The sequence below is a fragment of the Enterobacter soli ATCC BAA-2102 genome, from assembly GCF_001654845.1.
GTDB lineage: Bacteria > Pseudomonadota > Gammaproteobacteria > Enterobacterales > Enterobacteriaceae > Enterobacter > Enterobacter soli.
In genome coordinates this window covers 1-24235 of sequence record NZ_LXES01000026.1, presented here as the reverse complement: position 1 = coordinate 24235, position 24235 = coordinate 1, and the positions used below count along the sequence as shown (strand labels likewise).

Below are 24235 nucleotides of genomic sequence, written 5' to 3'. Positions count from 1 at the left end.
ATACAAGAAACCCGCGCCACTGCGCGGGTTTTTTTATGCTCGTAGCAAGGCGCCCTAAGACAGACAAGGACCTAACCCATGAGCCAGCAAGTCATTATTTTCGATACAACTTTGCGTGACGGTGAACAGGCATTGCAGGCAAGCCTGAGTGTAAAAGAAAAACTCCAGATTGCACTGGCCCTCGAACGTATGGGTGTTGACGTTATGGAGGTCGGTTTCCCTGTCTCTTCTCCGGGTGATTTCGAATCTGTACAAACCATCGCACGCACCATCAAAAACAGCCGTGTGTGTGGCCTGGCGCGCTGCGTTGAGAAAGATATCGACGTGGCTGCCGAATCGCTGAAAGTGGCGGAAGCCTTCCGTATTCATACCTTTATTGCCACCTCACCAATGCACATTGCCACCAAGCTGCGCAGCACGCTGGATGAAGTCATCGAACGCGCCGTGTACATGGTCAAACGTGCACGCAACTACACGGACGATGTGGAATTCTCCTGTGAAGATGCTGGACGTACGCCAATTGAAGATTTGGCGCGTGTGGTTGAAGCGGCGATCAATGCCGGTGCCAGAACAATTAACATCCCGGACACCGTCGGCTACACCATGCCGTTTGAGTTCTCCAACATCATCACTGGCCTGTATGACCGTGTGCCAAACATCGACAAAGCGATTATCTCCGTTCATACCCATGACGATTTGGGCCTGGCCGTCGGTAATGCCATTGCAGCCGTCCACGCCGGTGCACGTCAGGTAGAAGGTGCAATGAACGGTATCGGCGAACGTGCGGGTAACTGTTCACTGGAAGAAGTGATCATGGCGATTAAAGTGCGCAAAGACATCATGAACGTGAACACGCGCATTAATCACAATGAAATCTGGCGCACCAGCCAGACCGTCAGCCAGATTTGCAACATGCCAATCCCGGCAAACAAAGCGATTGTGGGCACGGGCGCGTTCGCACACTCCTCCGGTATTCACCAGGATGGCGTTATCAAGAACCGCGAAAACTACGAAATCATGACCCCGGAATCCATCGGTCTGAACCAGGTACAGCTGAACCTGACTTCCCGCTCTGGCCGTGCGGCAGTGAAACACCGCATGGAAGAGATGGGTTACAAAGACAGCGACTACAACATGGATCAGCTGTATGACGCCTTCCTGAAGCTGGCAGACAAAAAAGGCCAGGTATTCGACTACGACCTGGAAGCACTGGCTTTCATCAACAAACAGCAGGAAGAGCCTGAGCATTTCCGCCTGGATTACTTCAGCGTGCAGTCCGGCTCCAGCGACATCGCAACAGCCTCCGTCAAACTGGCCTGCGGGGATGAAATCAAAGCCGAAGCGGCTAACGGTAACGGGCCTGTTGATGCCATTTACCAGGCTATTAATCGCGTCACCGAGTATGACGTCGAGTTGGTTAAATATGACCTGACGGCCAAAGGTCAGGGTAAAAATGCCCTGGGCCAGGTGGATATCGTTGTCACCCATAACGGACGTCGTTTCCATGGTGTAGGTCTGGCGACCGATATCGTTGAATCCTCCGCAAAAGCAATGGTTCACGTCCTGAACAACATCTGGCGTGCCGCTGAAGTCGAAAAAGAATTGCAACGCAAAGCTCAGAATAAAGAGAACAATAAGGAAACCGTGTAATGTCGAAGAATTACCATATTGCTGTGTTACCGGGTGATGGAATTGGCCCGGAAGTGATGGCACAAGCGCTGAAAGTACTGGAAGCCGTTCGTTCGCGTTTTGCGATGAAAATCACCACCAGCCACTACGATGTCGGCGGCATTGCTATTGATAACCACGGCACACCACTGCCGAAAGCCACCGTTGAAGGCTGCGAAAATGCAGATGCGGTGCTGTTCGGCTCCGTTGGCGGCCCAAAATGGGAACACCTGCCACCGGCAGAGCAGCCGGAGCGTGGCGCACTGCTGCCCCTGCGTAAGCATTTTAAGCTGTTCAGTAACCTGCGTCCGGCGAAGCTGTATCAGGGGCTGGAAGAATTCTGCCCCTTGCGTGCAGACATCGCCGCAAATGGTTTCGACATTCTGTGCGTGCGTGAACTGACCGGCGGGATCTATTTTGGTCAGCCGAAAGGCCGCGAAGGCAGCGGTCAACATGAGAAAGCCTTTGATACCGAGGTGTATCACCGCTTTGAAATCGAACGTATCGCCCACATCGCTTTTGAGTCTGCGCGCAAACGCCGTCATAAAGTGACCTCAATTGATAAAGCGAACGTGTTGCAGTCTTCTATTTTGTGGCGTGAAATCGTCAGCGAAATCGCAAAAGAGTACCCGGACGTTGAGCTGTCACACATGTACATCGACAACGCCACCATGCAGCTGATCAAGGATCCTTCCCAGTTTGATGTGCTGCTGTGCTCCAACCTGTTCGGCGACATTCTGTCGGATGAGTGCGCGATGATCACCGGCTCTATGGGGATGTTGCCTTCCGCAAGCCTCAATGAAGAAGGGTTTGGTCTGTACGAACCGGCTGGCGGCTCTGCACCGGATATCGCAGGTAAAAACATTGCCAACCCTATTGCGCAGATCCTGTCGCTGGCACTGTTGCTGCGTTACAGCCTGGATGCGGGCGATGCCGCAACGGCAATTGAAAATGCCATTAACCGTGCGTTGGAAGAAGGCGTCCGTACCGGTGATTTAGCACGTGGCACGGCGGCAGTCAGTACCGATGAAATGGGCGATATCATTGCCCGCTATGTCGCTGAAGGGGTGTAATCATGGCGAAGACGTTATACGAAAAGTTGTTCGATGCCCACGTGGTTTATGAGGCAGCCAACGAAACACCACTGTTGTACATCGACCGTCATCTGGTGCACGAAGTGACCTCTCCGCAGGCCTTTGACGGCTTGCGTGCACACAAGCGCCCGGTACGCCAGCCAGGCAAAACCTTCGCCACCATGGATCATAACGTTTCCACTCAGACCAAAGACATCAATGCGTCGGGTGAGATGGCGCGTATCCAGATGCAGGAGCTGATTAAGAACTGCAACGAATTTGGTGTTGAGCTGTATGACCTGAACCACCCATATCAGGGCATTGTGCACGTTATGGGGCCGGAGCAGGGCATCACCTTGCCGGGGATGACCATTGTCTGTGGCGACTCCCATACCGCGACACACGGCGCGTTCGGCGCACTGGCCTTCGGTATTGGTACGTCTGAAGTCGAACACGTGCTGGCCACGCAGACCCTGAAACAGGGTCGTGCCAAAACCATGAAGATTGAAGTGAAGGGTAAAGCCGCGCCGGGCATTACCGCCAAAGACATCGTACTGGCCATTATCGGTAAAACCGGTAGCGCGGGCGGCACGGGTCACGTTGTCGAGTTTTGTGGCGACGCTATCCAGGCGTTAAGCATGGAAGGCCGTATGACCCTGTGCAACATGGCCATTGAGATGGGTGCCAAAGCCGGTCTGGTCGCACCTGACGAAACCACCTTCAACTATGTGAAGGGTCGTTTGCACGCACCGAAAGATCAGGATTTTGCTAATGCCGTTGAATACTGGAAAACCCTGAGCACCGACGATGGTGCAACCTTTGATACGGTTGTAACTCTCCAGGCAGAAGACATTGCTCCGCAGGTCACCTGGGGAACTAACCCAGGCCAGGTCATTTCCGTCAATGACACTATCCCTGACCCGGCATCATTCGCCGACCCGGTTGAGCGCGCCAGCGCAGAAAAAGCACTGGCCTACATGGGGCTGAAACCCGGCGTCCCGTTGACCGACGTTGCAATCGACAAAGTGTTTATTGGCTCTTGCACCAACTCCCGTATTGAAGACTTGCGTGCAGCCGCTGAGATTGCCAAAGGCCGTAAAGTCGCGCCAGGCGTTCAGGCGCTGGTTGTGCCTGGTTCTGGCCCGGTTAAAGCACAGGCAGAAGCAGAAGGTCTGGATAAAATCTTTATCGAAGCCGGTTTTGAGTGGCGCTTGCCTGGCTGCTCCATGTGTCTGGCGATGAACAACGACCGTCTGAATCCGGGCGAGCGCTGTGCTTCTACCAGTAACCGTAACTTTGAAGGCCGTCAGGGCCGTGGTGGGCGCACCCACCTGGTCAGCCCGGCTATGGCCGCCGCTGCGGCAGTTACCGGCCATTTCGCCGACATTCGCAGCCTGAAATAAGGAGACAATCATGGCAGAGAAATTTACCCAACATACAGGCCTGGTTGTCCCACTGGATGCGGCCAACGTAGATACCGATGCAATCATTCCTAAGCAGTTTTTACAGAAAGTGACACGCACAGGTTTTGGCGCTCACCTGTTTAATGACTGGCGTTTCCTGGACGATAAAGGTGAAGTCCCTAACCCGGAATTCGTACTGAACTTCCCGGAATATAAGGGAGCATCGATTCTGTTGGCCCGGGAAAACTTTGGCTGCGGTTCATCACGTGAACACGCTCCCTGGGCGCTGACTGACTACGGCTTTAAAGTCGTAATCGCACCAAGCTTTGCCGATATCTTCTACGGCAACAGTTTTAACAACCAGTTACTGCCTGTCACGCTCAGCGATGAGCAGGTTGACGAGTTGTTCAGCCTGGTTCAGGCAAACCCGGGCATTTCATTTGAAGTGGATCTGGAAGCTGAAGTGGTTAAAGCCGGTGATAAAACCTATGGCTTTAGTATTGATGCCTTCCGCCGCCATTGTATGCTCAATGGTCTGGACAGCATTGGTTTGACATTGCAGCATGAAGACGCCATTTCGGCCTACGAGAAAAAACAGCCTGCGTTTATGCGCTAAAGGCAATGGCCCGCAGCGCGCGGGCCATTGATAAGGGTGCGTTGAGGCTCAACCACTCTGGAGAGGCGGGGAACCTTCCCCCGCCAACACCGCTAACGTTTTGCTTCGTAAGCCAACACTGCCGCCAGCTCTGTTTTCTCCTGTCTGAAGTGCAGCTCACACAGCGAGTCGCGCACCATCCAGGTGAAGATCAATAGCGTCGTACAGATCAAAAACAAACTTAACAGCAGAGTACGTTTTGGCATTCCAGCCTCCTTATTGCTTTTCGGCGATGAAGAGACTAACCTCGCAATGTGGGTTGTGAAGTTTGTCTCCCCATCAGTTTTATTTGATGTGGGACTCTCCACTGTTTGCCTCTTGCGAAAGCGTGAGGCAAACAGCCTCAAGCACCCGCCACGCACTCTATGCGCCTTATGAGCACCTGTCAGAAAGTCGTTTGATTTCGTGAAGCCGCCTTCCAGATTCAGACATCTTTCACCCGGCAGGTCAGCCCCAGCGTCACGACCGATATCGCCGCAATCATCCAGTACACTGCCCCATGCCCGTAGCTTTGCGAAATTGCCCCCTGAATCACCCCTGCCAGTATCACACCGGTTGAAATACTGTTCGTAAACAACGTCGTGGCCGAACCCGCACGCCCCGGCATTAAATCCTGGAACCAGAGCATCCCTATCCCGGCAACAATCCCGATAAACACGGCATTGAACAACTGCAACGCCAGCAGCGCCTCGCGCGAATGGAAGAAGATAAGCCCCAGATAGAACAACACCCCCGCCGCCACGGCGACAATCATCATTGGGCGTTTTCCGAAGCGCTTAACGTAGTAACCCGCCAGAATCATCGCCGGGATCTCAAGCCCTGCGGCCGTCCCCATCAGGATGCCCGCAAGTTTGTCCGGTAGACCCAGCTCACTGCTGATCCACAAAGGCATATCGATGATATACATGGTGTTACAGGTCCACATCAGCGTGGAGGCGATAAACAGCATCCGGACATTTTTATCCTTCCAGCCGCTGACCTGAGCAACCAGTTTGTCTGGCGTTTGCTCAACCCTTGCAACAGAAGGCAGCGCAAAGGCAATCAGGACAAGGCTGATGGCAAAAATCCCTGCCGCGATCGAAAACATGACCGTAAAGCCATAACTCAGCGCCAGCATGAATGCCAGTGGGGGGCCAATAACCCACGCGAGAGAGAGCTGCGCACGCATCACCGAGCTGAACATCACCACTTCGCGGGCAGAACTGTCCGCATACTCACGGGCCAGCGCAAACAGCTGCGGCATGGCAGTATTGGCCAGCGCCGCCAGCAGCACGCCGCAGGTGAGCAGCGTCATATAGTGACGATTAAAGGCAAACAGCAAGGCGTTACCGATGGCCATGGCGCAACAAAACAGAATCAACTTTCGGCGATCGCCCTGGCTGTCAGAACGCTTAGCGAGCCACAGGCTGACCAAGATCCCGGCAATGGCGTTGACGGTGTAAAACAGGCCAACCCAGAATGGCTGTGCCCCTACTTCGCGGCTGAGAAACAGGCTCAGCGTAGGCGCCTGAAGCGCCCCCGCCACACCCATCATAAAAGCCACCAGCATAAATGCGGCATACACGCCATTCAGGCGTCGCCCCATCGTCATCAACCAGAGCATACGCAAATCCTTGTGAAAGCGGTTCGAAATTGGGTGAGATAGTAAACGAAAAAAGCCAGCAAAAACATTTTGCTGGCGGGTGATTAGCACCAATACTCAGTCACACATGATCGAGGCGAGTTAGCGAGAAGAGGTCGATTTCGTAACATCCCACTGCATCAATTCTTCCAAAATTTTCAGCCGTTGCTCTGCACACTGGCGGGCCAGCCAGGACACTCCCTTTGTCGCTGAAAAATACTGCTGATAAAACTGACGTGCGGTAGACCTCTTCATAATTTACCTCCTCGCTTCATCGGGAAGAATTATTGGCTTAATATAGGGATAAATAAATTGCTGATTTTTTGTCAGGAGTTCCCCTTTTATGCCTTCTGGTCGTCTGCAACAACAATTTATCCGCCTCTGGCAATGCTGCGAGGGGCAATCCCAGGACACCACGCTGAATGAGCTGGCCGATTTACTGAGCTGCTCTCGCCGCCATATGCGTACGTTGCTGAACACCATGCAACAGCAGGGCTGGCTGAACTGGGAAGCAGAGGCTGGGCGCGGTAAACGTTCACGCCTGACCTTCCTCTACACCGGCCTTGCGCTGCAACAGCAGCGCGCGGAAGACCTGCTGGAGCAGGACCGAATCGATCAACTGGTGCAACTGGTGGGCGACAAGGCGGCCGTACGTCAGATGCTGGTTTCGCATCTCGGGCGAAGCTTTCGCCAGGGGCGGCATATTCTACGGGTGCTCTACTATCGACCAATGAAAAATCTGTTACCCGGCACCGCGTTACGGCGTTCTGAAACCCATATGGCGCGACAAATTTTCAGTGGCCTGACGCGCATAAATGAGGAAAACGGGGAACTGGAAGCCGATATTGCTCACCACTGGCAGCAACTTTCCCCTCTTCACTGGCGCTTTTTTTTACGCCCCGGCATCCATTTCCACCACGGTCGTGAGCTGGAGATAAGCGACGTCATCGATTCGCTTCAGCGGGCATGCACGCTTCCCCTTTACGGTCACATTTCTCGGATCCACTCCCCAACGGCATGGACTGTTGATATCGAACTGTCCCAGCCTGACCAGTGGCTTCCGTGGCTAATGGGTTATGTCCCGTCGATGATCCTGCCGCGTGAATGGGATTCCCTGCCCCATTTTGCCAGCCAGCCCGTGGGAACAGGCCCTTACGCGGTAACGCGCAATACCAACAACCAGCTGAAAATTCGCGCTTTTGACGACTACTTTGGCTATCGCGCGCTGATCGATGAAGTCAACGTCTGGGTTCTGCCTGATATCAGCGAGGAGCTGAGCTGTGGATTAACGCTGGAAGGGCCAACCGAAGGAGAAAAAGCGGTTGAAAGCCGTCTGGAAGAGGGCTGCTATTACCTGCTGTTTGACACCCGCAGCCACCGTGGTGCCAGCCACGACGTGCGCAGATGGGTGAGTCATGTCCTTTCCCCGGCCAATCTTATCTATCAGGCTGAGGAGCAATACCAGACCTACTGGTTCCCGGCCTACGGTCTGCTCCCGCGCTGGCACCACGCCCGGCCGATTCACGGCGAAAAGCCCGCCGGGCTGGAGTCGATCACCCTGACCTATTACCGCGAGCACGTGGAACACCGCTTTATCGCCCGGATCATGAGCAAGTTGCTGGCCGCCGAAGGTGTCCGGCTGGACATCCAGGAAGTAGATTATGACGAGTGGCACCGCGGCGATGTGGTAAGCGACATCTGGCTGAACAGTGCAAACTTCACCCTGCCGCTCGATTTCTCGCTCTTTTCGCACCTGTACGAGGTGCCGTTGATCCAGCACTGTATCGACCGGGACTGGCAGCAAGACGCCGCCCAGTGGCGCGCAGGTGAGATGAATCTGGCCTCGTGGTGCCAGCAATTACTGGCGCAGCAGGCCATTGTGCCGTTGATCCACCACTGGCTGATGATACAGGGGCAGCGCAGTATGCGCGGCTTACGCATGAACACGCTGGGCTGGTTTGACTTCAAATCTGCCTGGTTTGCGCCGCCTGAGCCATAACACTTTCGTAATATTCACCAAATCATTACAATACCGCCGTTCTCAACGGGGTGCTGCATCACTGATGTGCGCTGAGATAATACCCGTCGAACCTGATCCGGATAACGCCGGCGAAGGGATTTGAGGCTGTCGCTCAAAATCCTTTGCCACTCAACTATGAGGTGCAAAGTGTTAAAAAAAGTTCTTCCTCTGCTGGTGCTGTTTGCACTGCCTGCTGCTGCTAAGCCTGTTCTGACGGTCTACACCTACGACTCTTTCTCGGCTGACTGGGGCCCAGGCCCGGTGGTAAAAAAAGCCTTTGAAGCCAACTGTAACTGCGAGCTGAAATTTGTCGCGCTGGAAGATGGCGTTTCGCTGCTTAACCGTCTGCGTATGGAAGGGAAAAACAGCAAAGCCGACGTGGTGCTTGGCCTTGATAACAACCTGCTGGACGCCGCCACACAAACGAAGCTGTTTGCCAAAAGCGGCGTGGCAACCGATGCCGTTAATGTCCCTGGCGGCTGGAAAAACGACACCTTCGTTCCCTTTGATTACGGCTACTTTGCCTTTGTTTATGACAAAAACAAGCTGAAGAACCCGCCAAAAAGCCTGAAAGAGCTGGTTGAAAGCGATCAGAAATGGCGCGTGATTTACGAAGATCCGCGCACCAGTACTCCAGGTCTCGGCCTGCTGCTGTGGATGCAAAAAGTCTATGGCGATAAAGCGCCGGAAGCCTGGCAGAAGCTGGCCGCGAAAACCGTCACCGTCACGAAAGGCTGGAGTGAAGCCTATGGCCTGTTCCTGAAAGGGGAAAGCGACCTGGTGCTGAGCTACACCACCTCTCCGGCTTACCACATTATTGCCGAGAAGAAAGACAACTACGCGGCTGCAAACTTTGCTGAAGGCCACTACTTGCAGGTTGAAGTGGCAGCACGTACCGCCGCCAGCAAGCAGCCGGAACTGGCAGAGAAGTTTCTGAAATTTATGGTTTCTCCTGCGTTCCAGAATGCTATCCCAACGGGCAACTGGATGTACCCAGTCACCCACGTTGCGCTACCGGCAGGTTTTGATCAGCTTGCTAAACCGCAAACCTCACTGGAGTTTACGCCGCAGCAGGTTGCTGCACAGCGTGCAGCATGGGTAAGTGAATGGCAACGCGCCGTCAGCCGTTAATTGCAGGCTGGTTAATCCCCGGACTGCTCGCCGCCATCCTGATGGTTGCGGTAAGTCTGGGGGCATTTCTTGCGTTATGGTTAAACGCGCCAGAGAGCGACCTGATCTCTCTCTGGCACGATAGCTATCTCTGGCACGTCATTCGTTTTTCTTTCTGGCAGGCGTTTCTCTCGGCGCTGCTGTCGGTTATTCCCGCCATTTTTCTGGCACGAGCACTTTACCGAAGACGGTTTCCCGGCAGACAGGCATTGCTGCGCCTGTGCGCGATGACGCTGATCTTGCCCGTGCTGGTCGCCGTTTTCGGTATTCTCAGCGTCTATGGCCGTCAGGGCTGGCTGGCCTCGCTCTTTACCCTGCTGGGCCTGGAGTGGACCTTCTCCCCTTACGGGCTGAAAGGCATTCTGCTGGCACACATCTTTTTCAATATGCCGATGGCCACACGGCTCTTTTTGCAGGCGCTGGAGAGTATCCCCGGCGAGCAACGCCAGCTTGCCGCCCAGCTGGATATGCGCGGGTGGTCGTTCTTCCGTTTCGTCGAATGGCCCTGGCTGCGTCGGCAAATTCCGCCGGTCGCCGCCCTGATCTTTATGCTCTGTTTTGCCAGCTTCGCGACCGTGCTCTCGCTTGGTGGCGGCCCGCAGGCCACCACGATTGAGCTGGCTATCTACCAGGCCCTGAGCTACGACTACGATCCCGGGCGCGCGGCGCTACTGGCGATCGTACAGATGCTCTGCTGCCTGGTGCTGGTATTCCTGAGCCAGCGACTGAGCAAAGCCATCCCGACTGGGGCGAATCAGATTTCAGGCTGGCGCGATCCGCAGGATAGCCTGCACAGCCGCCTCACCGATTTCGCACTGATTACGCTGGCGCTCTTGCTTCTGCTGCCGCCTCTTTTGGCGGTGGTGGTGGATGGCCTGAACCTGAATATCCTGGCCGTATTACAACAGCCGGTGCTCTGGCAGGCGACCTTTACCTCATTACGAATCGCGATGGCGGCGGGGTTGCTGTGCGTTATCCTGACCATGATGTTGCTCTGGAGTAGCCGCGAGCTTTATGCTCGCCAGGCGCGCAAAGCCGGACAAGCCCTGGAACTGACAGGCATGTTGATTCTGGCAATGCCCGGTATTGTGCTGGCGACAGGTTTCTTTTTACTCTTCAACACCACCGTTGGCCTGCCCGAAAGCGCAGACGGCATTGTGATTTTCACCAACGCGCTGATGGCTATTCCCTATGCACTCAAGGTGCTGGAAAACCCCATGCGCGATATCAACAGCCGCTACAGTTTGTTGTGTCAGTCTCTGGGAATGCAGGGCTGGCAGCGGCTGAAAGTTGTAGAACTTCGCGCGCTGAAGCGCCCGCTGGCACAGGCGTTAGCCTTCGCCAGCGTATTGTCGATTGGTGATTTTGGCGTTGTGGCGTTATTTGGTAATGATGATTTCCGCACGCTACCATTCTGGCTGTACCAGCAAATTGGCTCTTATCGCAGTCAGGATGGCGCCGTGACGGCACTGTTACTTCTGCTGCTGTGCTTTGCCTTATTTACCGTTATCGAAAAACTCCCGGGGCGCGATGTTAAAACTGATTGATGTCACCTGGCTTTACCAGCATCTGCCAATGCGTTTCACCCTTTCCGCGCGACAGGGTGAGATGATTGCCGTGCTTGGCCCAAGCGGAGCCGGAAAGAGCACGTTGCTTAACCTGGTTGCCGGTTTCCTGCAACCGGCAAGCGGGTCGATTCTCATTGAAGGCCAGGATCATACCTACACGCCACCGGCACGACGCCCGGTGTCGATGCTGTTTCAGGAAAACAACCTGTTTACCCACCTGACGGTGTGGCAAAACATCGCGCTGGGGATGAACCCGGGGCTAAAACTCAACGCCGTACAGCGTCAGAAACTGGACACCATCGCCGTGCAGATGGGGTTAACAGCGTTTATCGACAGGCTGCCGGGTGAGCTGTCTGGCGGCCAGCGCCAGCGCGTTGCCCTGGCCCGCTGTCTGGTGCGTGAACAGCCGGTACTGCTGCTTGATGAGCCGTTTTCCGCACTCGACCCGGCGCTGCGCCAGGAGATGCTCACCCTGGTGCAGGACGTCTGCAAGCACCAGCAGCTCACCATGCTGATGGTTTCTCACAGCATCGAAGATGCCGCACGCATTGCGCCGAGATCGGTGGTGATCGCGGAGGGACGTATTATGTGGGATGGTGAAACAGAAGAACTGCTTAGCGGTAAAGCGGGGGCATCCTCATTGCTGGGCATTCGTGCGGTCTGATGCCCTCACCCTGCCCCTCTCCCACAGGGAGAGGGAAAACACCTTAACGGCTTACAACCTTCAACAGGATCTCGCCATACACCGGCATCAGCGGATGGCGAATCAGCGCGACCAGCGCCACAACCGCAATGCCGAGCATCAGGGGAGACAGCCAGATTAACCGCTGGCGAGGAAGGTAGCGCGTCAGACGATCCACTCCCGCTTTACTGCTGCGCCACAGGCGCCAGCACAGCCATACCGCCAGCCACAGCAGCATTGCCGTTGCCAGCAACAGCCATTTGAATTGTCCGCTTTGCATATCGGCAGGAATATCAATCGCCGCGCCGGCCAGGATCCCCGGCAGGAAGTAAAACGGCGGCCAGAACACGCAGCCGATAATATTCGGCACCACGAATTTGGTCACGGGCAGATCCAGCATCCCGGCCACCATCGGTACTATCGGACGGGTTGGGCCAACAAAGCGCCCGACCAGAATGGTAAACATACTATGCTGATGTAGCGCGTGCTCGGTCTTATCCAGCAGCGCTTTATTCTTTTTCATGAACGACCAGCGATGCAGCGGTTTCTTAAAGCGCCAGCCCAGCCAGAAAGAGATCCAGTCCCCGAGCAAGCACCCCACAATCCCGGCCAGCCATGCCTGCCAGAAGTTAACCTCACCGCTACCGATTAACGCACCAAGCCCCGCCATCATCACGGTGCCAGGTAATATCAGCCCGACAAGCGCCAGCGATTCCAGGAACGCCACCAGCGCAACGGCGATGAGCGAATACATAACGGACTGGGTAATAAAATGTTCCAGCAATGCCTGCATAACTATTCCGGTCAGAAAACGAAGCAGGGATTCTGCAAAGAGCCCCTCACCACGTCAAGACAACAATTGTCTGAATAGTTTACTGGCAGTCACCAAACTTCACCTGATCGTTTATCTTATTTTACGTTTCATTCACATCCGGCGCGGAATTCACTCGGGCTGGCCCCGGTACATTTTTTAAAGACGCGCGAGAAATAGAGTTGATCTTCAAAGCCCACATTGCGCCCTACGGTGGCGATTGGCATCCGGGTTGTGCTGAGCAACAGCTTAGCCTGACTGATACGTTGATCCTCGCGCCAGCTCAGAACGCTCACCCCCAGTTGCTGGCGGAACAGGTGCGATAACCGGGACGGCGACAGACACACGTGTTGCGCGACGCTGGCAATATCAAACTGGCTGTCCGCAAGGTGGTCGCTAATGTACTGGCAGGCATCACGCACGCGGTTATCAAGCGGCGGGTTAAGCGATTCATTAATCGCTTCCATGCGTCGTAGCAACACCTGTTCCAGCAGGTTAATAGCCAGGTGTTCGGCGTAGCGCCCGCCTGCCTGCCCCGCTTCAATAATCTGCGCAAACAGCTCCCGGAATAAGGACTGATGGACATCATCCGGGCGATAGAAACCGGTATGGGCAAAAATAGCAGGCCATGAGAGCCACTCCTGCCAGTAGGCCCGCGGGCGGAAGTAAACCCACTGGTGATACCACTCTTTCGCATCGGGGTGACGCCCGTAGTGGTGAATCTCTCCCGGCGGAAACAACAGCATATCGCCAGGGCGGCAGATAAACTGCTGATCGTTATTTTTAATCACCCCCTCACCCCGCACGGTGAGATTCAAAATAAATCCTTTCATCCCCAGCGGTCGGTCAACGTAAAAATCGAGATAACCCTCGGCCTCGATAGGGGTCAGTCCCGCTACCAGATGGGCGTTAAACGAGTAGCCCGGCAGTAAGGGATCGCTTTGCGTTTCGGCCATAGATTCAGTACTCCCAACGGTCTTTAAGGAAACCAATTGTCCATATCGATAAAAGCAGTATAAAAACGGCCCGCGAAAAGATCCAAAAAGCATCACGCTTCTTTTACGTCCGCCCAATTTCAGCTTTTGCCCCTGATTTCTCCGTCGACACGTGCGGATAAGCAGTAACAAAAGTGTCTATAAGTGCGGCAGAAATGTCCACATTGAATATTTGCACGGCGTCACACTTTCAATCGCAACAGCAATTTAGTCCATAAGATTAGCGGATCCTGCCTGACGATTTTTCCCCTCAATCTCTAATGTTCTTTCATACCTGTTTTTTGATGGAGCAACACCATGGCAATTGCGATTGGCCTCGATTTTGGCAGCGACTCGGTTCGCGCACTGGCAGTGGACTGTACGACCGGCCAGGAAATAGCAACCAGCGTTGAGTGGTACCCGCGCTGGCAAGAGGGGCGCTACTGCGATGCGCCAAACAACCAGTTCCGTCACCATCCCCGTGACTACATCGAATCAATGGAAGCGGCGATCAAAACCGTGCTGGGCGAACTGAACGACACCCAGCGGGCGCAAATCGTCGGTATTGGCGTCGACAGCACCGGCTCAACGCCTGCGCCAGTGGATGCTGAAGGCCGCGTACTGGCGCTGCGTCCTGAGTTCGCCGACAACCCGAACGCCATGTTCGTGCTGTGGAAAGACCATACCGCCGTTGAAGAAGCTGAAGCCATCACCCGTCTGTGCCATCAGTCAGGTAAAACCGACTACTCGCGCTATATCGGCGGCATTTATTCGAGCGAATGGTTCTGGGCGAAGATTTTGCACGTGACGCGTGCTGACCGTGCTGTCGCACAGGCTGCCGTGTCATGGATTGAGCTTTGCGACTGGGTTCCGGCGCTGCTCTCTGGCACGACGCGCCCGCAGGATATTCGTCGTGGCCGCTGTAGCGCCGGGCATAAATCACTGTGGCATGAAAGCTGGGGTGGCCTGCCACCGGCGGCGTTCTTCGATGAGCTTGACCCGGTCATCAACCAGAACCTGAAATACCCGCTGTTTACCGACACCTTTACCGCAGACATCCCGGTGGGCACACTCTGTGAAGAGTGGGCGAAGCGCCTGGGCCTGCCGCAAAACGTGGCGATTTCCGGCGGCGCATTTGACTGCCATATGGGCGCCGTGGGCGCAGGTGCGCAGCCGAACACGCTGGTGAAAGTCATCGGTACATCGACCTGCGACATCCTGACGGCGGATAAAGCCAGCGTCGGCGAGCGCGCCGTGAAAGGCATCTGCGGCCAGGTTGACGGCAGCGTAGTACCTGATTTCATCGGCCTGGAGGCCGGCCAGTCTGCGTTTGGTGATATCTACGCCTGGTTTGGCCGCGTGCTCGGCTGGCCGCTGGATCAACTGGCAGCGGCACATCCGGAACTGAAAGCGCAGATTGCCGAAAGCAAAAAACAACTGCTGCCACAGCTCACCGAGGCCTGGGCAAAAAATCCGTCCCTTGATCATCTGCCGGTCGTGCTCGACTGGTTTAACGGCCGCCGTACGCCGTTTGCCAACCAGCGCCTGAAAGGGGTGATTACCGACCTCAACCTGGCGACTGACGCACCGGCTCTCTTCGGCGGCCTGATTGCGGCAACCGCTTTCGGTGCGCGCGCCATTATGGAGTGCTTCACCGAGCAAGGTATCGACGTTAACAACGTCATGGCGCTGGGCGGTATTGCCCGTAAAAACCCGGTGATCATGCAGGCCTGCTGCGATGTCTTAAACCGTCCGCTGCAAATTGTGGCCTCCGATCAGTGCTGCGCCCTGGGCGCGGCGATTTTCGCCGCCGTGGCCGCAGGGGTTCACACCGATATCCCGACCGCGCAGCAGCATATGGCCAGTGCCGTTGAAAACACGCTTCAGCCGCGCACCCAGCAGGCCCAACGCTTTGAGCAACTTTATCAGCGCTACCAGCAATGGTCGAAAAGCGCCGAACTCCACTATCTCCCTGTCGCCGCCCCGGCCAAACACACCGCGGACACTCCGGCAACCCTGACACATTAAGGACACGATAATGACCATTTTTAATAATTATGAAGTGTGGTTTGTCATTGGCAGCCAGCATCTGTATGGGCCGGAAGCGCTGCAACAGGTCACGAAACACGCAGAACATGTCGTTAACGCGATGAATGCAGAAGCCAAACTGCCCTGCAAACTGGTGCTGAAACCACTGGGCACCACGCCAGATGAAATTACCAACATCTGCCGCGACGCGAACTACGACGACAAATGTGCCGGGATGGTGGTGTGGCTGCATACCTTCTCGCCAGCCAAAATGTGGATCAACGGCCTGGCTATCCTCAACAAACCGCTGTTGCAGTTCCATACCCAGTACAACGCTTCCCTGCCGTGGGACAGCATTGATATGGACTTTATGAACCTGAACCAGACCGCGCATGGCGGCCGTGAGTTCGGCTTCATCGGCGCGCGTATGCGCCAGCAACATGCGGTGGTCACCGGCCACTGGCAGGATCAGCACGCACAAAAACGTATCGGCTCCTGGATGCGTCAGGCGGTCTCTAAACAAGATACCCGTCACCTGAAAGTGGTGCGTTTTGGCGACAATATGCGTGAAGTGGCCGTTACCGATGGCGATAAAGTCGCTGCGCAGATCAAGTTTGGCTTCTCCGTAAATACCTGGGCGGTGGGCGACCTGGTGCAGGTTGTGAACGAAATCAGCGATGGCGACGTGAGCGCGCTGGTTGATGAATACGAAAGCAGCTATCGCCTGACGGCGGCAGCGCAAATCCACGGCGACAAACGCCAGAACGTGCTGGATGCAGCGCGCATTGAACTGGGGATGAAACGCTTCCTGGAACAGGGCGGTTTCCATGCCTTCACCACCACCTTTGAAGATCTTCACGGCCTGAAACAACTGCCAGGCCTGGCCGTACAACGTCTGATGCAGCAGGGCTACGGCTTTGCTGGTGAAGGCGACTGGAAAACCGCCGCCCTGCTTCGCATCATGAAAGTGATGTCAACCGGTCTACAGGGCGGCACCTCCTTCATGGAGGACTACACCTACCACTTTGAGAACGGCAACGATCTGGTGCTGGGTTCTCACATGCTGGAAGTGTGTCCTTCGATCGCCGTTGATGAGAAACCGATCCTCGACGTTCAGTACCTCGGCATCGGCGGCAAAGCCGATCCGGCGCGCCTGATCTTCAACACCCGTACCGGCCCGGCCATTAACGCCAGCCTGATCGATCTGGGCGATCGTTTCCGTCTGCTGGTGAACTGCGTGGATGCCGTCGAAACACCACACTCACTGCCTAAACTCCCGGTAGCCAACGCGCTGTGGAAAGCACAGCCGGATCTGCCAACGGCGTCTGAAGCCTGGATCGTTGCCGGTGGTGCACACCACACCGTGTTCAGCCACGCGCTGAATCTGAATGACATGCGCCAGTTCGCTGAACTGCACGACATCGAACTGACCGTTATCGATAACGACACCCGCCTGCCAGCGTTCAAAGACGCGCTGCGCTGGAACGAAGTTTATTACGGTTCAAAACGTTAACAGGGGAACCTTTGGCCTGCCGCAGGGCAGGCCTCTTTTCCTGGAGGATTGCATGTTAGAAGAACTCAAACGTCAGGTGCTTGAAGCCAACCTGGCGCTGCCGAAACACAATCTCGTTACCCTGACCTGGGGTAACGTCAGCGCCGTTGATCGCGATAAAGGCGTATTTGTTATCAAACCTTCCGGCGTCGATTACAGCGTGATGACGGCGGAGGATATGGTGGTGGTCAGTATCGCCACCGGTGAAGTGGTTGAAGGGAAGAAAAAGCCCTCTTCCGATACGCCAACCCATCGCCTGCTGTATCAGTCATTCCCGACCATTGGCGGTATTGTTCACACCCATTCACGCCACGCCACTATCTGGGCGCAGGCGGGTCAGTCCATTCCGGCAACCGGCACTACTCACGCAGATTACTTTTACGGCACCATTCCCTGCACCCGGTTAATGACCGATGCAGAAATTAACGGTGAGTACGAATGGGAAACCGGCAACGTTATCGTTGAAACCTTCGAAAAACAGGGAATCGATGCGGCACAAATGCCCGGTGTACTGGTGCACTCCCACGGCCCGTTTGCCTGGGGAAAAAACGCCGAAGATGCCGTGCATAACGCTATCGTTCTCGAAGAGGTGGCGTATATGGGGATCTTCTGCCGCCAGCTGGCGCCGCAGTTACCGGATATGCAGCAAACGCTGCTGGACAAACATTACCTACGTAAGCACGGCGCGAAAGCCTATTACGGACAATAAGCTGTATATATACCCAGCACAAAACACGCAACCAGGCTATAATCAGGCCTGGTTTTGTTTTATGGGATATCGGCGTGGCGCAGGCGCAAGAAGGCTTTTTACTGACCCGACACTGGCGGGATACACCTCAGGGGACGGAAGTTGAGTTCTGGCTGGCGACGGATAACGGCCCGCTGAACGTCACGCTGCCGCCGCAAGAGTCCGTGGCCTTTATCCCCGAACCTCAGGTTGAAAAAGCCAAACAGCTGTTACGAGGCGAAAACGGCTGGCGCATCACCCCGCTTGAGCTTAAAGATTTCCATCGTCAGCCGGTTTACGGTCTTTATTGCCGCGCCCATCGTCAGCTGATGCGCTATGAAAAACTGCTGCGCGAGGCCGGCGTCACGCTGTATGAAGCCGACGTTCGTCCACCTGAACGCTTTCTGATGGAACGCTTTATTACCGCCCCCGTCTGGGTCGATGGCACTCTGCAAGGCGCCAGGCTGGTCAATGCGCGCCTGAAACCGAACCCGCACTATCGTCCACCACTCAAATGGGTCTCGCTGGATATCGAAACCACTCGCCACGGCGAGTTGTACTGCATTGGTCTTGAAGGCTGCGGGCAACGGGTTGTCTATATGCTCGGGCCGCCAAATGGCGATGCCACCGCGCTGGATTTTCAGCTTGAGTACGTCAATAGCCGCCCTCAGCTGCTGGAAAAACTGAATCAGTGGTTTGCCGAGCACGACCCCGACGTGCTTATCGGCTGGAACGTGGTGCAGTTCGACCTGCGGGTGCTGCAAAAACACGCCGAACGGTACCGAATTCCGCTGATGCTGGGGCGCGGTAACACTGAGATCGAATGGCGCGAACATGGTTTTAAAAACGGCGTATTCTTCGCCCAGGCCAACGGGCGCCTGATAATCGACGGCATTGAAGCCCTGAAATCCGCTTTCTGGAATTTCTCCTCTTTCTCGCTGGAAGCGGTGGCACAGGAGCTGCTCGGTGAAGGTAAATCCATCGACAATCCGTGGGACAGGATGGACGAAATTGACCGGCGCTTTAATGAAAACAAACCGGCGCTCGCCACTTACAACCTGAAAGATTGTGAGCTGGTAACGCAGATTTTCCACAAAACGGAGATCATGCCTTTCCTGCTGGAGCGCGCCACGGTGAACGGCCTGGCCGTCGACCGGCACGGCGGCTCAGTTGCGGCGTTTGGTCACCTCTATTTTCCCCGGATGCACCGGGCGGGCTATGTTGCGCCAAACCTCGGTGAAATCCCCCCGCAGGCCAGCCCTGGCGGCTATGTCATGGATTCCCGACCGGGGCTATACGACTCGGTGCTGGTGCTGGATTACAAAAGCCTGTACCCGTCGATTATCCGCACCTTTCTTATCGATCCAGTAGGGCTGGTCGAGGGCATGGCGCAACCGGATGATGTGCACAGCACCGAAGGCTTTCTCGGGGCGCATTTCTCGCGCGAGAAGCATTGCCTGCCGGAAATTGTGGGGCAAATCTGGCACGGGCGCGACGAGGCCAAACGCCACGGCAACAAACCGCTTTCCCAGGCGCTGAAAATCATTATGAATGCGTTTTATGGCGTGCTGGGCACCAGCGCCTGCCGCTTCTTCGATCCACGCCTGGCGTCGTCTATTACCATGCGCGGGCATGAAATAATGCGTCAGACCAAAGCGCTGATTGAATCCCAGGGATATGACGTCATCTATGGCGATACGGACTCCACCTTCGTGTGGCTGAAAGGGGCACATTCCGAAGACGACGCCGCGCGGATTGGCAAATCGCTGGTCGCTTTCGTGAACGACTGGTGGCAAACCCATTTGCAAAAAGAGCGGTTAACCAGCGCCTTAGAGCTGGAATTTGAAACCCATTTCTGCCGTTTTTTGATGCCGACCATTCGCGGTACCGACCAGGGCAGCAAGAAGCGTTATGCAGGGTTAATCCAGGAAGGTGAAAAACAGCGCATGGTGTTTAAAGGGCTGGAAACAGTACGCACCGACTGGACGCCGCTGGCGCAGCAGTTCCAGCAAACGCTCTATCTGCGGGTATTTCGCAACGAGCCCTATCAGGACTATGTGCGAGAAACCATAGCCCGTCTGATGGCCGGCGAACTGGATGACCAACTGGTATATCGTAAGCGCCTGCGCCGCCCGCTGGCGGAGTATCAGCGTAACGTGCCGCCACATGTTCGCGCAGCGCGGCTGGCCGACGAAGAGAACGTCCGCCGCGGGCGTGCTCAGCAGTATCAGAACCGGGGAACCATCAAATACGTCTGGACCACCAGCGGCCCGGAACCCGTGGATTATCAGCAATCGCCACTTGACTACGAGCATTACCTGACTCGCCAGCTTCAGCCCGTTGCGGAAGGAATTTTGCCCTTCATCGACGACGATTTTGCTACACTAGTGACAGGGCAACTTGGCCTATTTTGACGCGTGACGAAATCGCTGCCATCCAGTACCATAGCGCCCTTTCCACTCCCGGACCCATTTTTCGATGACTGTCTTTTTGACGGTGGTCGAACTATTGCCTGCAATTAAAGATTAGAGCCGAACATATATGCCTTTTACACTTGGTCAACGCTGGATCAGCGATACAGAAAGCGAACTTGGATTGGGAACCGTGGTTGCGATAGATCCGCGCATGGTCACCCTCCTCTTCCCTGCAACCGGTGAGAACCGCCTGTACGCTCGCAATGACTCCCCTGTTACCCGCGTGATGTTTAATCCGGGCGACACCGTTACCAGCCACGATGGCTGGCAGCTGAAGGTTGAAGACGTAAAAGAAGAGAATGGACTGCTCGCCTACATTGGTACTCGTCTGGACACTGACGAAGCCAATGTCATCCTGCGCGAAGTGCTGCTCGACAGCAAACTGGTCTTCAGCAAACCGCAAGACCGCCTGTTCGCCGGGCAAATCGACCGCATGGATCGCTTTTCACTGCGCTATCGCGCCCGTAAGTTCCAGAGTGAACAGTACCGGATGCCGTGGAGCGGCCTGCGCGGTCAGCGCACCAGCCTTATCCCGCACCAGTTGAACATCGCCCATGACGTCGGTCGTCGTTATGCACCGCGCGTACTGCTGGCGGATGAAGTGGGTCTGGGTAAAACCATTGAAGCCGGGATGATCCTGCATCAACAGCTGCTCTCTGGCGCGGCTGAGCGTGTGCTGATTGTCGTTCCTGAAACGCTGCAACATCAGTGGCTGGTTGAGATGCTGCGCCGCTTTAACCTGCGTTTCTCCCTGTTCGACGACGAACGCTATGCCGAAGCCCAGCATGATGCGGATAACCCATTCGAAACGGAACAGTTGGTGATTTGTTCGCTGGACTTCGTGCGCCGCAGCAAGCAACGCCTTGAGCACCTGTGTGATGCCGAATGGGACATTATGGTGGTCGATGAAGCGCACCACCTGGTCTGGAGCGAAGATGCCCCAAGCCGTGAGTACATGGCTATTGAACAGCTCGCCGAGCGCGTGCCTGGCGTGCTGCTGCTGACCGCAACGCCGGAACAGCTGGGTCTGGAAAGCCACTTTGCCCGTCTGCGTCTGCTGGATCCAAACCGTTTCCATGATTTTGAGCAGTTCGTTGAAGAACAGAAAAACTATCGCCCGGTCGCCGATGCCGTTGCGCTGCTGCTGGCAGGTAAACATCTTTCTAATGACGAACTGAATACGCTGAGCGATCTGATTGGCGAGCAGGATATCGAGCCGCTGTTGCAGGCTGCAAATAGCGACAGTGACAATGCCGGCTCGGCGCGTCAGGAATTGATCGACATGCTGATGGACCGCCACGGCACCAGCCGCGTGCTGTTCCGTAACACCCGTAACGGTGTGAAAGGCTTCCCGAAACGCGAACTGCACACCATCAAGCTGCCGCTGCCAACCCAGTACCAGACGGCGATCAAAGTGTCCGGGATTATGGGGGCGCGTAAAACTGCGGAAGAGCGCGCACGCGACATGCTCTACCCGGAACAGATCTACCAGGAATTTGAAGGCGATACCGGCACATGGTGGAACTTCGATCCGCGCGTTGAGTGGCTGATGGGGTATCTGACTGCGCACCGTTCGCAGAAGGTTCTGGTTATTTGCGCCAAAGCGGCAACCGCGCTCCAGCTGGAGCAAGTGCTGCGCGAACGTGAAGGGATCCGCGCTGCGGTATTCCACGAAGGCATGTCCATCGTTGAGCGTGACCGTGCAGCAGCATGGTTTGGCGAAGAGGATAGCGGCGCGCAGGTTCTGCTGTGTTCCGAAATCGGTTCCGAAGGCCGTAACTTCCAGTTCGCCAGCAACCTGGTGATGTTCGATCTGCCGTTTAACCCGGATCTGCTGGAGCAGCGTATTGGCCGTCTGGATCGTATCGGCCAGGCGCACGACATTCAGATCCACGTGCCTTACCTGGAAAAAACCGCCCAGTCCGTACTGGTGCAGTGGTTCCACGAAGGTCTGGATGCTTTCGAACATACCTGCCCGACGGGCCGTACCATTTACGATCAGGTTCACAGCGATTTGATCGGTTATCTGGCGGCGCCGGAAGAGACAGAAGGTTTTGACGATCTGATTAAATCCTGCCGCGAAAAACATGACGCGCTGAAAGCCCAGCTTGAGCAGGGCCGTGACCGTCTGCTGGAGATCCACTCCAACGGCGGTGAGAAAGCACAGGCGCTCGCTGAGAGCATCGAAGAGCAGGATGACGACACCAGTCTGATCAGCTTCTCCATGAACCTGTTCGACATCGTCGGGATCAACCAGGACGATCGCGGCGAGAACATGATCGTCCTGACGCCGTCCGATCATATGCTGGTCCCGGATTTCCCGGGTCTGCCGGAAGATGGCTGCACCATCACCTTTGAGCGTGATGTTGCCCTGTCCCGCGAAGATGCACAGTTCATTACCTGGGAACACCCGCTTATTCGCAACGGCCTGGATCTGATCCTCTCTGGCGATACCGGCAGCAGCACCATTTCCTTGTTGAAAAACAAGGCGCTGCCAGTGGGTACGCTGCTGGTCGAGCTGATTTACGTTGTTGAAGCGCAGGCGCCAAAACAGCTTCAGCTCACCCGCTTCCTGCCGCCAACGCCTGTGCGTCTGCTGCTGGACAAAAACGGCACCAACCTGGCAGCCCAGGTCGAGTTCGAGAGCTTTAACCGCCAGCTGAGCGCGGTGAACCGCCACACCGGCAGCAAGCTGGTGAATGCGGTGCAGCAGGACGTGCACAGCATTCTGCAACTGGGTGAAAGCCAGATAGAAAAAGCGGCCAGAGCGCTGATTGATGCTGCGCGTAGCGAAGCTGACGAAAAGCTGTCTGCTGAACTTTCCCGTCTGGAAGCGCTGAAAGCGGTGAACCCAAACATCCGTGACGATGAACTTGCAGCGATTGAAAGCAACCGCCAGCAGGTCATGGAAAGCCTGGATCAGGCCAGCTGGCGTCTGGATGCCCTGCGCCTCATCGTTGTGACGCATCAGTAATCGGAGCGCAAAATGGTTATGGAGCCCTACAATCCGCCGACGGAGCCCTGGCTGGTCATTCTGTATCAGGATGAACACATTATGGTGGTCAACAAGCCTAGCGGCTTGTTGTCCGTGCCGGGACGTCTTGATGAGCACAAAGACAGCGTGATGACGCGTATTCAGCGTGATTATCCGCAGGCAGAGTCCGTACATCGTCTGGACATGGCAACCAGCGGCGTGATTGTGGTGGCGCTTAACAAAGAAGCTGAGCGCGAGTTAAAGCGGCAGTTCCGCGAGCGCGAGCCGAAAAAGCAGTACGTGGCGCGCGTCTGGGGTCACCCGGCGCAGGAAGAAGGGCTGGTTGATTTACCGCTGATCTGCGACTGGCCGAATCGGCCAAAGCAGAAAGTGTGTTATGAAACCGGCAAGGCCGCGCAAACCGAGTATGAAGTGCTGGAGTACGCGCCGGATAACACCGCGCGCGTCTTGTTAAAGCCGATTACCGGACGCTCTCACCAGCTGCGTGTGCATATGCTCGCCATGGGGCATCCGATTTTGGGTGACCGATTCTACGCGCCGCCAGAAGCGCTGGCGATGGCTCCACGACTGCAACTCCATGCCCAGACGCTGACTATTACCCATCCGGTTTTCGGTAATGCTATGACGTTTAAGGCTCCGGTAGACTTCTAAAAAAATGGCCCGACAGTGTCGGTAATGCTTGTCAGTTAAGCGGTATTAAGCCGCTCTGTTATTTTAGTGGCATCGTTCCGTTCACTCAGACTTTCCTGCTACCTGCATAATCCGCTGCGGTGAACGTGTTAAGGGGGCTATCGCGCCCCCTTAACAATCCCGT

General features: G+C 55.7%; 19 protein-coding genes and 1 riboswitch. Of the genes, 14 read left to right on the top strand and 5 right to left on the bottom strand.

The genetic code is table 11. From position 1 onward, the window contains the following. Positions 1-78: 78 nt before the first annotated feature. The 4 genes from leuA to leuD are packed head-to-tail and all read left to right on the top strand — an operon-like array spanning position 79 to position 4760. Positions 79-1650 carry a 2-isopropylmalate synthase gene (leuA, locus tag M987_RS09330; protein WP_014068887.1) on the top strand — a complete coding sequence of 524 codons (1572 nt, stop codon included), beginning with the start codon at positions 79-81 and terminating at the stop codon, positions 1648-1650. After that, a complete protein-coding gene (gene leuB, locus M987_RS09325) occupies positions 1650-2741 on the top strand; it encodes a 3-isopropylmalate dehydrogenase (protein WP_014068886.1) in 1092 nt (363 codons plus the stop codon). Before leuA ends, leuB begins: the two co-directional genes overlap by 1 nt. Before the next feature lie 2 nt (positions 2742-2743). Beyond that, positions 2744-4144, top strand: coding sequence for a 3-isopropylmalate dehydratase large subunit (gene leuC, locus M987_RS09320; RefSeq protein ID WP_014068885.1), 1401 nt, complete (start codon positions 2744-2746; stop codon positions 4142-4144). A gap of 10 nt (positions 4145-4154) precedes the next feature. After that, positions 4155-4760: a 3-isopropylmalate dehydratase small subunit gene (leuD, locus tag M987_RS09315; RefSeq protein ID WP_014068884.1), complete on the top strand. Its 606-nt coding sequence runs from the start codon at positions 4155-4157 to the stop codon at positions 4758-4760. Between the two features lie 92 nt (positions 4761-4852). Here the strand turns inward: leuD and M987_RS09310 are convergent, their stop codons facing one another. The 3 genes from M987_RS09310 to sgrT all read right to left on the bottom strand — a co-directional run bounded on the left by M987_RS09310 (position 4853) and on the right by sgrT (position 6675). Next, positions 4853-5005 carry a Hok/Gef family protein gene (locus tag M987_RS09310; protein ID WP_014068883.1) on the bottom strand — a complete coding sequence of 51 codons (153 nt, stop codon included), beginning with the start codon at positions 5003-5005 and terminating at the stop codon, positions 4853-4855. Positions 5006-5223: 218 nt separating this feature from the next. Then, complete coding sequence (locus tag M987_RS09305; RefSeq protein WP_014068882.1) at positions 5224-6402, bottom strand: sugar efflux transporter; 1179 nt, start codon at positions 6400-6402, stop codon at positions 5224-5226. A gap of 120 nt (positions 6403-6522) precedes the next feature. After that, positions 6523-6675 (bottom strand): glucose uptake inhibitor SgrT, encoded by a 153-nt coding sequence (gene sgrT / locus M987_RS09300; RefSeq protein WP_014068881.1) that lies wholly within the window; start codon positions 6673-6675, stop codon positions 6523-6525. Positions 6676-6763: 88 nt separating this feature from the next. Here sgrT and sgrR point away from each other — a divergent pair, with 88 nt between their 5' ends. From sgrR to thiQ, 4 genes are all read left to right on the top strand, one after another. Beyond that, positions 6764-8419, top strand: coding sequence for an HTH-type transcriptional regulator SgrR (gene sgrR / locus M987_RS09295; protein ID WP_014068880.1), 1656 nt, complete (start codon positions 6764-6766; stop codon positions 8417-8419). Positions 8420-8455: 36 nt separating this feature from the next. Continuing rightward, positions 8456-8556, top strand: a riboswitch (TPP riboswitch). Between the two features lie 31 nt (positions 8557-8587). Further along, positions 8588-9571 (top strand): thiamine ABC transporter substrate binding subunit, encoded by a 984-nt coding sequence (thiB, locus tag M987_RS09290; RefSeq protein ID WP_014068879.1) that lies wholly within the window; start codon positions 8588-8590, stop codon positions 9569-9571. Further along, positions 9547-11157, top strand: coding sequence for a thiamine/thiamine pyrophosphate ABC transporter permease ThiP (gene thiP, locus M987_RS09285; protein WP_014068878.1), 1611 nt, complete (start codon positions 9547-9549; stop codon positions 11155-11157). Before thiB ends, thiP begins: the two co-directional genes overlap by 25 nt. Further along, a complete protein-coding gene (gene thiQ / locus M987_RS09280) occupies positions 11141-11842 on the top strand; it encodes a thiamine ABC transporter ATP-binding protein ThiQ (protein WP_014068877.1) in 702 nt (233 codons plus the stop codon). Before thiP ends, thiQ begins: the two co-directional genes overlap by 17 nt. A 43-nt stretch (positions 11843-11885) precedes the next feature. On the opposite strand, the gene M987_RS09275 is transcribed toward thiQ, so the two are convergent. Then, positions 11886-12653 (bottom strand): DedA family protein, encoded by a 768-nt coding sequence (locus M987_RS09275; RefSeq protein WP_014068876.1) that lies wholly within the window; start codon positions 12651-12653, stop codon positions 11886-11888. A 128-nt stretch (positions 12654-12781) separates the two neighbouring features. Next, on the bottom strand, positions 12782-13627 hold the full coding sequence (araC, locus tag M987_RS09270) for an arabinose operon transcriptional regulator AraC (RefSeq protein ID WP_014068875.1): 846 nt from the start codon (positions 13625-13627) through the stop codon (positions 12782-12784). A 336-nt stretch (positions 13628-13963) separates the two neighbouring features. Here araC and araB point away from each other — a divergent pair, with 336 nt between their 5' ends. The 6 genes from araB to rluA all read left to right on the top strand — a co-directional run bounded on the left by araB (position 13964) and on the right by rluA (position 24072). Continuing rightward, positions 13964-15673: a ribulokinase gene (gene araB, locus M987_RS09265; RefSeq protein ID WP_014068874.1), complete on the top strand. Its 1710-nt coding sequence runs from the start codon at positions 13964-13966 to the stop codon at positions 15671-15673. Between the two features lie 10 nt (positions 15674-15683). Then, a complete protein-coding gene (araA, locus tag M987_RS09260) occupies positions 15684-17186 on the top strand; it encodes an L-arabinose isomerase (RefSeq protein WP_014068873.1) in 1503 nt (500 codons plus the stop codon). Positions 17187-17238: 52 nt separating this feature from the next. Further along, positions 17239-17934 (top strand): L-ribulose-5-phosphate 4-epimerase, encoded by a 696-nt coding sequence (gene araD / locus M987_RS09255; protein WP_014068872.1) that lies wholly within the window; start codon positions 17239-17241, stop codon positions 17932-17934. Positions 17935-18008: 74 nt separating this feature from the next. After that, positions 18009-20366, top strand: coding sequence for a DNA polymerase II (gene polB, locus M987_RS09250; RefSeq protein WP_014068871.1), 2358 nt, complete (start codon positions 18009-18011; stop codon positions 20364-20366). A 127-nt stretch (positions 20367-20493) separates the two neighbouring features. Further along, on the top strand, positions 20494-23400 hold the full coding sequence (rapA, locus tag M987_RS09245) for an RNA polymerase-associated protein RapA (protein ID WP_014068870.1): 2907 nt from the start codon (positions 20494-20496) through the stop codon (positions 23398-23400). 12 nt (positions 23401-23412) lie between these two features. Beyond that, positions 23413-24072, top strand: a complete 660-nt coding sequence (rluA, locus tag M987_RS09240) for a bifunctional tRNA pseudouridine(32) synthase/23S rRNA pseudouridine(746) synthase RluA (protein WP_014068869.1) — start codon at positions 23413-23415, stop codon at positions 24070-24072. Positions 24073-24235 lie beyond the last annotated feature (163 nt).

Excerpts from the sequence above, each read along its gene's own strand:
- leuD (WP_014068884.1), top strand. The coding sequence starts at position 4,155 with ATGGCAGAGAAATTTACCCAACATACAGGCCTGGTTGTCCCACTGGAT.
- araC (WP_014068875.1), bottom strand. The coding sequence starts at position 13,627 with ATGGCCGAAACGCAAAGCGATCCCTTACTGCCGGGCTACTCGTTTAAC.
- M987_RS09310 (WP_014068883.1), bottom strand. The coding sequence starts at position 5,005 with ATGCCAAAACGTACTCTGCTGTTAAGTTTGTTTTTGATCTGTACGACG.
- thiQ (WP_014068877.1), top strand. The coding sequence starts at position 11,141 with ATGTTAAAACTGATTGATGTCACCTGGCTTTACCAGCATCTGCCAATG.
- rapA (WP_014068870.1), top strand. The coding sequence starts at position 20,494 with ATGCCTTTTACACTTGGTCAACGCTGGATCAGCGATACAGAAAGCGAA.
- leuC (WP_014068885.1), top strand. The coding sequence starts at position 2,744 with ATGGCGAAGACGTTATACGAAAAGTTGTTCGATGCCCACGTGGTTTAT.
- sgrT (WP_014068881.1), bottom strand. The coding sequence starts at position 6,675 with ATGAAGAGGTCTACCGCACGTCAGTTTTATCAGCAGTATTTTTCAGCG.
- leuA (WP_014068887.1), top strand. The coding sequence starts at position 79 with ATGAGCCAGCAAGTCATTATTTTCGATACAACTTTGCGTGACGGTGAA.
- araB (WP_014068874.1), top strand. The coding sequence starts at position 13,964 with ATGGCAATTGCGATTGGCCTCGATTTTGGCAGCGACTCGGTTCGCGCA.
- araA (WP_014068873.1), top strand. The coding sequence starts at position 15,684 with ATGACCATTTTTAATAATTATGAAGTGTGGTTTGTCATTGGCAGCCAG.
- M987_RS09305 (WP_014068882.1), bottom strand. The coding sequence starts at position 6,402 with ATGCTCTGGTTGATGACGATGGGGCGACGCCTGAATGGCGTGTATGCC.
- sgrR (WP_014068880.1), top strand. The coding sequence starts at position 6,764 with ATGCCTTCTGGTCGTCTGCAACAACAATTTATCCGCCTCTGGCAATGC.
- rluA (WP_014068869.1), top strand. The coding sequence starts at position 23,413 with ATGGTTATGGAGCCCTACAATCCGCCGACGGAGCCCTGGCTGGTCATT.
- M987_RS09275 (WP_014068876.1), bottom strand. The coding sequence starts at position 12,653 with ATGCAGGCATTGCTGGAACATTTTATTACCCAGTCCGTTATGTATTCG.
- leuB (WP_014068886.1), top strand. The coding sequence starts at position 1,650 with ATGTCGAAGAATTACCATATTGCTGTGTTACCGGGTGATGGAATTGGC.
- araD (WP_014068872.1), top strand. The coding sequence starts at position 17,239 with ATGTTAGAAGAACTCAAACGTCAGGTGCTTGAAGCCAACCTGGCGCTG.
- thiP (WP_014068878.1), top strand. The coding sequence starts at position 9,547 with ATGGCAACGCGCCGTCAGCCGTTAATTGCAGGCTGGTTAATCCCCGGA.